Annotated in this window: 10 protein-coding genes; 5 read left to right on the top strand and 5 right to left on the bottom strand. The window is 49.1% G+C overall.

The window, feature by feature from the left end; all coding sequences use genetic code 11:
* Window positions 1-131: 131 nt before the first annotated feature.
* Window positions 132-1,697 carry an alkyl hydroperoxide reductase subunit F gene (gene ahpF, locus OGV38_RS07010; RefSeq protein WP_016152210.1) on the bottom strand — a complete coding sequence of 522 codons (1,566 nt, stop codon included), beginning with the start codon at window positions 1,695-1,697 and terminating at the stop codon, window positions 132-134.
* A 154-nt stretch (window positions 1,698-1,851) separates the two neighbouring features.
* Window positions 1,852-2,415 (bottom strand): alkyl hydroperoxide reductase subunit C, encoded by a 564-nt coding sequence (gene ahpC, locus OGV38_RS07005; protein ID WP_004859485.1) that lies wholly within the window; start codon window positions 2,413-2,415, stop codon window positions 1,852-1,854.
* A gap of 374 nt (window positions 2,416-2,789) precedes the next feature.
* Between ahpC and dsbG the strand changes: the two genes are divergently transcribed.
* The 4 genes from dsbG to OGV38_RS06985 all read left to right on the top strand — a co-directional run bounded on the left by dsbG (window position 2,790) and on the right by OGV38_RS06985 (window position 6,636).
* Window positions 2,790-3,536 (top strand): thiol:disulfide interchange protein DsbG, encoded by a 747-nt coding sequence (dsbG, locus tag OGV38_RS07000; RefSeq protein ID WP_016155953.1) that lies wholly within the window; start codon window positions 2,790-2,792, stop codon window positions 3,534-3,536.
* Window positions 3,537-3,740: 204 nt separating this feature from the next.
* The gene (citR, locus tag OGV38_RS06995) at window positions 3,741-4,661 is read left to right on the top strand and encodes a DNA-binding transcriptional repressor CitR (RefSeq protein WP_049269781.1); all 921 of its coding nucleotides are present in this window, start codon (window positions 3,741-3,743) and stop codon (window positions 4,659-4,661) included.
* A 149-nt stretch (window positions 4,662-4,810) separates the two neighbouring features.
* Entirely contained in the window at window positions 4,811-6,034 is a 1,224-nt protein-coding gene (locus OGV38_RS06990; RefSeq protein WP_103283610.1) for a phosphoadenosine phosphosulfate reductase, read from the top strand.
* Window positions 6,019-6,636, top strand: coding sequence for an IbrB-like domain-containing protein (locus tag OGV38_RS06985; RefSeq protein ID WP_046275109.1), 618 nt, complete (start codon window positions 6,019-6,021; stop codon window positions 6,634-6,636). Before OGV38_RS06990 ends, OGV38_RS06985 begins: the two co-directional genes overlap by 16 nt.
* On the opposite strand, the gene OGV38_RS06980 is transcribed toward OGV38_RS06985, so the two are convergent.
* Window positions 6,637-7,797 carry a pyridoxal phosphate-dependent aminotransferase gene (locus OGV38_RS06980; protein WP_103283608.1) on the bottom strand — a complete coding sequence of 387 codons (1,161 nt, stop codon included), beginning with the start codon at window positions 7,795-7,797 and terminating at the stop codon, window positions 6,637-6,639.
* A 132-nt stretch (window positions 7,798-7,929) separates the two neighbouring features.
* On the opposite strand from OGV38_RS06980, the gene OGV38_RS06975 reads away from it, so the two are divergent.
* On the top strand, window positions 7,930-9,018 hold the full coding sequence (locus OGV38_RS06975) for an oxidoreductase (RefSeq protein WP_016155948.1): 1,089 nt from the start codon (window positions 7,930-7,932) through the stop codon (window positions 9,016-9,018).
* 104 nt (window positions 9,019-9,122) lie between these two features.
* Here OGV38_RS06975 and OGV38_RS06970 read toward each other — a convergent pair whose 3' ends face one another.
* Together OGV38_RS06970 and tnpA are read right to left on the bottom strand one after the other, a co-directional pair.
* The gene (locus tag OGV38_RS06970) at window positions 9,123-9,320 is read right to left on the bottom strand and encodes a YbdD/YjiX family protein (protein WP_019076244.1); all 198 of its coding nucleotides are present in this window, start codon (window positions 9,318-9,320) and stop codon (window positions 9,123-9,125) included.
* Window positions 9,321-9,444: 124 nt separating this feature from the next.
* On the bottom strand, window positions 9,445-9,717 hold a 273-nt coding region (tnpA, locus tag OGV38_RS06965), incomplete at its 5' end, for an IS200/IS605 family transposase (RefSeq protein ID WP_286473102.1).

Here is a 9,717-nt window from a genome sequence, read left to right as displayed (position 1 = left end):
AGGGGTTTTAATAACTGGCCCAAAGCTGAAAGCTTTCCGGAACCCCCAGCCTAGCTGGGGGTTTTCTGTGCACAAAAAAACCGCCAGCGGATGGCTGACGGTTTTGGCATTGCAGGTGTATCTTACTTTTTTTATGCTACTGTCGTGCGAATCAGATAATCAAACGAACTCAATGAGGCCTTCGCGCCTTCACCGGTCGCGATGATGATCTGCTTATACGGTACGGTGGTGCAGTCACCAGCGGCGAAAACCCCCTTCACGCTGGTTTCGCACTTGGCATCGATGATGATTTCACCCATGCGATTACGCTCGACGGCACCTTCCAGCCAGTTGGTGTTTGGCAGCAGACCTATCTGTACAAAGATACCCGCCAGTTCCACACTGTGAACGTCGCCACTCACGCGGTCACGATACTCCAGGCCGGTGACTTTGCTGCCATCGCCTTTCACTTCTGTCGTTTGCGCATTCAGAATAATATCGACGTTTTTCAGACTGCGAAGCTTATTCTGCAGCACCTGATCAGCTTTCATTTCAGGTGCGAACTCCAGCAGCGTCACATGTTCAACAATGCCTGCCAGGTCAATAGCAGCTTCAACACCGGAGTTGCCGCCACCAATCACCGCAACGCGCTTGCCTTTGAACAGCGGGCCATCGCAGTGCGGGCAATAGGTTACGCCTTTGGTGCGATACTGATCTTCACCCGGAACGTTCATGTTGCGCCATTTCGCACCGGTGGCAATGATAATGCTGCGTGCTTTCAGCACCGCGCCGGATGCCGTTTCAATCTGATGTAAACCGCCTTCCTGCGCCGCCGGAACCAGTTTACTTGCGCTCTGGCTGTCGATCACATCAACATCATAGTCATCAACGTGTGCTTTCAGCGCGCCCGCCAGTTTCTGGCCTTCGGTTTTCGGTACCGAGATGTAGTTTTCAATATCAACGGTATCAAGAACCTGACCGCCAAAACGTTCGCCCATCAGACCGGTGCGAATACCTTTACGTGCAGAGTACACTGCCGCTGCCGCCCCCGCAGGACCGGAACCGACAATCAGCACGTCATAAGCATCACGTTTGTTCAGCTCTTGTGCCGCACGTTTTTCTGCGCCGCTATCTACTTTCGCCACGATCTCAGTCAGCGTCATACGCCCCTGACCGAACTCTTTGCCGTTCATATACACCGCCGGAACGCCCATCACGTTGCGATCGGTAATTTCGTTCTGGAATGTACCGCCGTCAATCGCCGTATGCTTGATGCGTGGATTCAGTACCGACATCAGGTTCAGCGCCTGTACCACGTCCGGACAGTTATGACAGGAAAGCGAATAATAGGTTTCAAACTCAAAATCACCGTCGAGATCGCGGATCTGCTCCAGCAACGCCTGCGCCTCTTTTGACGGATGACCACCGGTCCACAGCAGCGCCAGCACCAGGGAGGTAAACTCATGGCCCAGCGGAGAACCGGCAAAGCGCGGCCCCTGGTGAGAACCTGGATTGGTGATCAGGAACGATGGCTTGCGTACCGCCAGAGTATTGTCTTCTTTAAAGGTGACTTTTTCTGACAGTTCAGCAATTTCAGTCAGCAGTTCCTTGATTTCTGCCGATTTAGCGCTGTCATCCAGCGTAGCAATCAGCTCAACAGGTTTGGTCAGTTTCTCAAGATAAGCCTTGAGCTGGGTTTTCATATTTGTGTCGAGCATTCTTCTTCCCTCTCTGAAAACATCATCATGCAAGCCGACTTTGCGGGACTGCATTAATGCAACTTGCGTCATGGTGCTGGAATGAAACAGGCGCAAACTGCGCCTGTGGAATGGCCGGATGCACTGCGTTTATCCGGCCTACAAATTATGCGACTTAAATCTTACCGACCAGATCTAAGGATGGAGCCAGGGTCGCTTCGCCTTCTTTCCATTTCGCCGGGCAAACTTCACCTGGGTGAGAGGCAACGTACTGTGCGGCTTTAATTTTACGCAGCAGGTCAGACGCATCACGGCCGATACCTTCAGCGGTAACTTCGATTGCCTGGATGATACCCTGCGGGTCTACAACGAAGGTTGCGCGGTCAGCCAGACCTTCATCTTCACGCATGTTGTCGAAGTTACGGGTCAGGGCGCCAGTCGGGTCGCCGATCATCGCGTATTTGATTTTCGCGATGGTGTCAGAGCTGCTGTGCCATGCTTTGTGGGTGAAGTGGGTGTCAGTAGATACGGAATAGACATCTACGCCCAGTTTCTGCAGTTCTTCGTAGTGGTCAGCCACATCACCCAGCTCGGTCGGGCAAACGAAAGTAAAGTCAGCCGGGTAGAAGAAGAAGACGCTCCAGCGACCTTCGGTATCTTTCTCGGTTACTTCGATGAACTCACCGTTTTTGAACGCCTGGTTTTTGAAAGGTTTAATTTTGGTATTAATCAAAGACATCTGTACTTCCTCCGTGTTTTCGTTGAGAGATAAGTTAACGAAAATCTCTTCGCAGGGCTAATGCGTTTCCTTTATCAAATCAATAAGCGTTAACTAACAACCCACTCAAACTCATGTTGTGAACCTAAAGATAAAAGTAAAAAAGGCCCCCTTTGCAGGGAGCCTCATTACCCGAGCTACCCGCAGGTAACGTCAGTGCCAGCAGGGCTGGCTATGTGTTGCGCTCTACATTACCTTAACAAAGGTCGTAACAGCGATTGGGATTACATCACCCCACTCAAGAAAGGGCAATCGACAGACGGTCGATCTTACCTATGGCTGCGATAGGTTTTGCAACTTAGCCCCCTTTCCTTCTGATTTTATAAGGAAAATCAATGTTTAAACGTACCTTACTCTTAACCCTGCTTCCTGCCGTGGTGCACGCCGAAGAACTTCCTGCCCCCGTTAAAGCTATTGAGAAACAGGGCATTACTATTCTCAAACCCTTCGACGCGCCGGGTGGAATGAAGGGCTACCTGGGAAAATACCAGGATATGGGCGTTACTATCTATGTTACGCCTGACGGCAAACACGCCATTTCCGGTTATATGTATAACGAAAAAGGTGAAAACCTCAGTAATACACTGATAGAAAAAGAGATCTACGCCCCTGCCGGACGCGAAATGTGGCAGCGAATGGAAAAAACATCCTGGATTCTGGACGGGAAAAAAGAGGCTCCAGTCATTGTCTATGTGTTTGCCGATCCCTTCTGTCCCTATTGCAAACAGTTCTGGCAAAAGGCTCGCCCGTGGGTAGACTCAGGTAAAGTTCAGTTGCGCACAATACTGGTTGGCGTAATTAAACCCGAAAGCCCGGCTACCGCCGCTGCGATTCTGGCCGCAAAAGATCCGGCCAAGACCTGGCATGACTATGAGGCATCTGGTGGGAATATGAAGCTAGAAATCCCGACCTCCATTTCACCGGAGCAGATGAAGGTATTGAATATCAATCAAAAGTTGATGGATGATTTAGGCGCCAACGTCACGCCGGCTATCTATTACATGAGTAAAGACGATACGTTACAACAGGAAGTCGGCTTGCCGGATAAGGAGAAATTAAACATTATCATGGGTAATAAATAAAAGTAACAAAATGAGTGGTTGTTATCATTTTCATGTCAATCACTCATTTAAATTAACTTTTTTGGTCAAAATTATGCAATATGTGCTATTTTAGTTTAAATTAATAATTCATTAAGCACACAAACATAAATCACAAGAATAATCACAACTTAAAATATTTCAAAATTAAATCATTCAAAACATGACCATCACAGGAAGGTATGCATGGCTAACCTCTATGACCTCAAAAAGTTCGATCTCAATCTGTTGGTTATCTTTGAGTGTATTTATCAACATTTGAGTATCACTAAAGCTGCTGAAACTTTGTATATTACCCCCTCTGCCGTTAGCCAGTCACTGCAACGGCTACGCACACAATTTAATGACCCGCTGTTTATCCGCTCCGGAAAAGGCCTAACGCCAACGATTATGGGGATTAACCTCCATCATCATCTTGAGAAAAACCTCAACAGTCTGGAGCAGACAATAAACATCATGAATAACTCCAGTCTGAAGAAAAAATTCATTATTTACTGTCCACAACTGCCAACCATTATCAACATTGAGGAAGTTATTCATTTTCTCAGAGAAGACTCGCATGTCGAAATTGAGCACCATAACATACTCATCACTGCTGAAAGTACGGAAAATCTGTTGGCTTACAGAAAAGCAGATTTAGTCATTGCTACCGCCCCAGTGAGTAATCGCTCGATAATATGCTCACCATTTAAAACTGCTGAAACAATATTAGTTTGCAACAAAAACCATCCAAGAATTAATGGAGAAAGCACGCTTGAAACAATATTAAAAGAACAGTTCACGCAACTTATTTCTGAAGATCCTGGCGTTAAAGAATACTGGCAAAAAACCAGCGCCTTGCTGGCTAATCGAGATATTGGTTTCCGCAGCGATTCATTAATAACGATCATTAACATTATTTCAAATACAGACATCATAGGTCTGCTACCAAGAGATATTTACGAACAATATACCGGATCATTTAATTTAAAAGAGATCTGTATCGATATACCCTTACCAAAAATAAATTTATTTTTGATGTATAACAGAGCATCACTCAACAATACTGGCTTCGTTAATTTAATTAATAAAATAAATGATAAACATGATCAAAGGACTAACAAGTAGAACTTTACCTATTCATTTTAAATATTTATGAATGAGCATAATTCAAAATAGCCATGAATGTATTAAAACGTTGCACCTGGAAAAAATTAGCATATCTTATTGTCAGCATTTGTTATTGTTTTAAATAATAATTTTGATATGAGTTTAATATGTCTATTTATAAAATCCCGCTTGATCAAAATGTGCTGGACGCCGCTCTGGAGCGCATAACCTGGGCGCTGGAAACTCTGCCTCGGGTTTGTGTCTCTTTCTCCGGCGGGAAAGATTCAGGACTGATGTTACATCTGACAGCTATGCTTGCACGCCAACTGCATAAAAAAATTGATGTACTATTTATCGACTGGGAAGCCCAGTTTTCCTGCACTATTGATTATATTGAGGCGCTTCGTGCACGTTATTCCGATGTCATCGAGCGATTTTATTGGGTGGCTTTACCGCTCACCACCCAGAATTCCCTCTCTCAATTTCAGCCAGAATGGCAGTGTTGGGAACCAGGTACTCCGTGGGTTCGCCAGCCTCCCACGGATGCCATAACCGATCCAGAGTATTTCTCCTTCTATCAACCCGGCATGACCTTTGAACAATTTGTTCGCGAGTTCGCTGACTGGTATTCAGAGAAACGTCCAGCCGGCATGATGGTCGGGATCCGCGCCGATGAGTCATATAACCGTTTTGTCGCCATTGCCAATTCGCAAAAGCAGCGCTTTGCCGATGACAAACCCTGGACCACCAGCGCCCCCGGCGGGCATACCTGGTATATTTACCCGATTTATGACTGGAAAACTGCCGATATCTGGACCTGGTTCGCAAAAACCAGAATGTCGTGCAATCCCTTATACAATCTCATGTATCAGGCCGGTGTCCCAACACGTTACATGCGTATTTGTGAGCCCTTTGGCCCGGAACAGCGTCAGGGATTATGGCTATATCACGTCATTGAACCCGAGCGCTGGGCAGCCATGTGTGCCCGTGTCAGCGGTGTAAAAAGTGGCGGAATTTATGCCGGTCAGGACAACCATTTTTACGGGCACCGCAAAATATTAAAACCCGAACATTTAAACTGGCAGGAATACGCCATGCTGCTACTCAATAGCATGCCGGAAAAGACCGCTGAGCATTATCGCAATAAAATCGCCATCTATTTGCAGTGGTATAAGAAAAAGGGCATGGACAATATCCCGCAAACTCAGGAAAAAGATATTGGCTCAGCGGATATTCCGTCGTGGCGGCGTATCTGTAAAGTCCTGCTGAATAACGACTACTGGTGCCGGGCGCTGTCATTCAGCCCCACAAAACCCAAAAACTACCAACGTTATAATGAACGCATGAAAATAAAACGCCAGCAATGGGGAATCTTATGCAACACCGACTAACTCAAGAACTCACTGGTTTTCTTTCTGGGCTGTCAGAAGAAGAACGAATTGAAGCAATCAACCAATTCAGAATGGCTATCCACAGCGTCAGCCCTTTTCGCGAAGAGCCAGTAGATTGTGTACTATGGATTAAAAATGAGCATATCTCACCCAATGACTATAACCCCAATAACGTTGCGCCTCCGGAGAAAAAACTGCTGCAGAAATCCCTCGAAGCAGACGGATTCACGCAGCCCATCGTGGTAGTTCACTCCACGGCGGAAGAATACGAAATTGTCGATGGTTTCCACCGTCATGAGCTAGGTAAAAGCAAACCATCGCTGAAATCACGCCTGCATGGCTACCTGCCGGTCACCTGTTTACAGCGTGAACGCCATGAACGCATGGCAGCGACAATTCGTCATAACCGTGCCCGTGGGCGGCATAAAATTCATGCCATGTCGGAAATCGTTCGTGAATTATCGCTCCTGGGATGGAGCGCAGAGAAAATCAGTAAAGAGTTAGGTATGGACGACGATGAGGTTTTACGTCTGAAACAAATTAACGGTCTGCAAGAGTTATTTGCCGACCGTCGCTTCTCCAAAGCCTGGACAGTAAAATAACTACAGCGCAACCAGACGTTCGGCTGCCGCCAGCAGCGTCGATTCTTGCTTGGCAAAACATAGGCGAATCAGCTTATGCGGGAAAGGATCGGCGCAGAAAACCGACAACGGGATCGCGGCAACGCCCACTTCTTTGGTCAGCCACTGGCAAAACTCAACGTCGTTTAGTGTGGAGACGGCACTGTAATCGACCAGCAGAAAATAGGTGCCTTCACACGGTAAAATTTCCAGCCGGCTGTCACGCAGCGCGTTCACCAACACATCGCGTTTTTTCTGATAAAAGGCTGGCAACTCACGATAGTGTGTTGGATCCTCCCGCAGCATATCCGCCAGCGCCAGCTGAGCCGGCGTATTAACTGAGAAAGTCAGATACTGGTGTACCTTGCGTAATTCAGCGCTAATGGCGGCAGGCGCAACGCAGTAGCCGACTTTCCAGCCGGTCATATGGTAGGTCTTCCCAAACGATGAAACGGCAACGGCGCGTTCGCGCAGGTGTGAATGCGCCAGCACGCTGGCATGTCCTTGTCCGGCGAAGCAAATGTGCTCATAAACTTCGTCGCTGATGACAAAGATCTCGCGTTCTTTAATTGCCTGCCACAGAGCATCAAAATCGGCGTGATGCCATACGGTGGCGGAAGGGTTGTGCGGCGTGTTAAGGATCACCAGTCGGGTACGTTCGCTGAGTACAGCGCTAAATTCCTGCCAGTCGACGCGAAAAGACGGCGGTTGCAGCGCGATACGTTTAACTACGCCGCCGGATAATTCGACCGCGGGCGCATAGCTGTCGTAGCTCGGGTCAAAACAAATCACCTCATCGCCAGGACGCACCAGCGCCGTAATTGCGGCGAACAGCGCTTCTGTGGCCCCCGCCGTCACGGTCACTTCACTATTCGCATCAGGTTTATAGCCGTACAACTGCGCGGTTTTATCCGCAATGGCTTCGCGCAGCGGCTGTACGCCCGTCATCGGCGCATACTGGTTTGCGCCATGCGCGACGTGATACGCCAGGCGTTCCTGCAAAAAGAGTGGGCCGTCAAAATCAGGAAATCCCTGCGAGAGGTTAATGGCCTGATGCTGCTGCGCCAGCGCGCTCATTTGCGTAAAGATAGTGGTGCCAAGATTAGGCAGTTTGCTTTGCGGAATCAGCGGGTTATTACTCATTATTGTTATCCCAGCGGGTGATGTTGTGGTTGAAGCCACTATAGCACGATGCTAGTATTTGGCAATCAAGACGTTCAGACGTCTATATAAAAATAACCTGCATTGACAGGACAGCCAAAAGGACAACACAACATGAGTAATACCGAGATTCGCGTCGTCACCGGCCCGGCCAACTATTTTTCCCATCCCGGCAGCCTGTCAAGACTCAACGATTTTTTCACCGCAGAGCAACTCTCACGCGCCGTCTGGGTTTACGGTGAACGCGCCATCGATGCGGCCCGCCCTTATCTGCCTGAGGCATTTCATCTTGCCGATGCCAGGCACCTGCTGTTTACGGGACATTGCAGCGAAACCGATGTTACTCAACTGGCAAAAGAGTCAGGAGAGAATCGCAGCGTGGTGATTGGTGTGGGCGGCGGGACATTGCTCGACACGGCCAAAGCGCTGGCTCGTCGTCTGGGTCTGCCTTTTGTCGGTATTCCTACTATCGCAGCGACCTGCGCCGCATGGACACCGCTCTCCGTCTGGTACAACGATGCAGGCCAGGCGCTGCATTTCGAAATTTTCGCTGACGCCAATTTCCTTGTGCTGGTCGAGCCAGAGATCGTTCTCAATGCGCCTGAAGAATACTTACTGGCGGGGATCGGCGACACGCTGGCGAAATGGTACGAGGCCGTCGTGCTCGCACCTGAGCCGGAAAACCTGCCTCTGACCGTACGTCTGGGTATCCATGCTGCGCAGACGATCCGCGACGTCCTGTTGGAAAGCAGCGAGCAGGCGCTGGTCGATAAGCAACAAGGTACGTTAAGCCGCACGTTTTGCGATGTAGTGGATGCAATTATTGCCGGAGGCGGCATGGTCGGCGGTCTGGGTGAGCGCTACACCCGCGTGGCGGCGGCGCATTCGGTACATAATGGCCTGACCGTGCTCCCGCAAACGGAGAAGTTTTTGCATGGCACCAAAGTGGCGTACGGCATACTGGTGCAGAGCGCGCTGCTGGGACAAGATGATGTGCTGGCGCAGTTAATTACTGCCTATCAGCGCTTCAACCTGCCAACCCGGTTGGCTCAACTGGACGTGGACATCAACAACCGCGCTGAAATCGACAACGTGATTGCGCACACCCTGCGCCCGGTGGAGTCCATTCATGCACTGCCGGTAACGTTAACGCCACAGACGCTGCGCGCAGCGTTCGAAAAGGTAGAATCGTTTACGGTGTGATTATGGTGTGGGATGCCTGATGGCAGCAACGCAGCGAAACCCCTGGTGCTTACTAGAGTAAGTGACCAGGGTGAACACACCTGCAGCTTGAATGATGAAGAGCATTAACAGCAGCGCGCGCCGCCTTTCCCCCCGTAGCGCGCATCCTGGCGTTCGCGGAAAAATTCTTCGTAGGTCATTGGCGTCAGGTCCGGATGCGTGACGCGCATATGCTCAACATAGTTGTCGTAATCCGGCACACCTATCATTAATCGGGCGGTTTGACCTAAATACTTCCCGGCTTTAGAGAGCGTTTCAAACATAGTGGTTCCCTGTCGAATAAATATCCTCCGGCATAGCCGGAGGTTTTTCGGATGCGCCTATAAGGCTCTGTTACCAGCCGCGCCCTAACAGGCGCATACGATCTGACATTTGCATCAGACTTCGTTACTTACGGCCCGTAAACGGGCTACCCGCATAAGGGATCGATAACTGCTCACCCATTTTATCTTCTGCAAGCTGCTGCTTTATGTATTCCTGTATCTTCACCGTGTTCTTACCCACCGTATCTACGTAGTATCCCCGGCACCAGAACTCTCTATTCCTGTACTTGAATTTCATATCCCCAAACTGTTCATACAGCATCAGACTGCTTTTCCCTTTCAGATACCCCATAAAGCCGGATACGCTCATTTTGGGTGGGATTTCCACAAGCATATG

Source organism: Citrobacter sp. Cb080 (assembly GCF_030334745.1).
GTDB classification, from domain to species: Bacteria; Pseudomonadota; Gammaproteobacteria; order Enterobacterales; family Enterobacteriaceae; genus Citrobacter; species Citrobacter braakii.
This window is presented reverse-complemented; position numbering and strand designations above follow the sequence as displayed.

Excerpts from the sequence above, each read along its gene's own strand:
- ahpF (WP_016152210.1), bottom strand. The coding sequence starts at position 1,697 with ATGCTCGACACAAATATGAAAACCCAGCTCAAGGCTTATCTTGAGAAA.
- ahpC (WP_004859485.1), bottom strand. The coding sequence starts at position 2,415 with ATGTCTTTGATTAATACCAAAATTAAACCTTTCAAAAACCAGGCGTTC.
- dsbG (WP_016155953.1), top strand. The coding sequence starts at position 2,790 with ATGTTTAAACGTACCTTACTCTTAACCCTGCTTCCTGCCGTGGTGCAC.
- citR (WP_049269781.1), top strand. The coding sequence starts at position 3,741 with ATGGCTAACCTCTATGACCTCAAAAAGTTCGATCTCAATCTGTTGGTT.
- OGV38_RS06990 (WP_103283610.1), top strand. The coding sequence starts at position 4,811 with ATGTCTATTTATAAAATCCCGCTTGATCAAAATGTGCTGGACGCCGCT.
- OGV38_RS06985 (WP_046275109.1), top strand. The coding sequence starts at position 6,019 with ATGCAACACCGACTAACTCAAGAACTCACTGGTTTTCTTTCTGGGCTG.
- OGV38_RS06980 (WP_103283608.1), bottom strand. The coding sequence starts at position 7,797 with ATGAGTAATAACCCGCTGATTCCGCAAAGCAAACTGCCTAATCTTGGC.
- OGV38_RS06975 (WP_016155948.1), top strand. The coding sequence starts at position 7,930 with ATGAGTAATACCGAGATTCGCGTCGTCACCGGCCCGGCCAACTATTTT.
- OGV38_RS06970 (WP_019076244.1), bottom strand. The coding sequence starts at position 9,320 with ATGTTTGAAACGCTCTCTAAAGCCGGGAAGTATTTAGGTCAAACCGCC.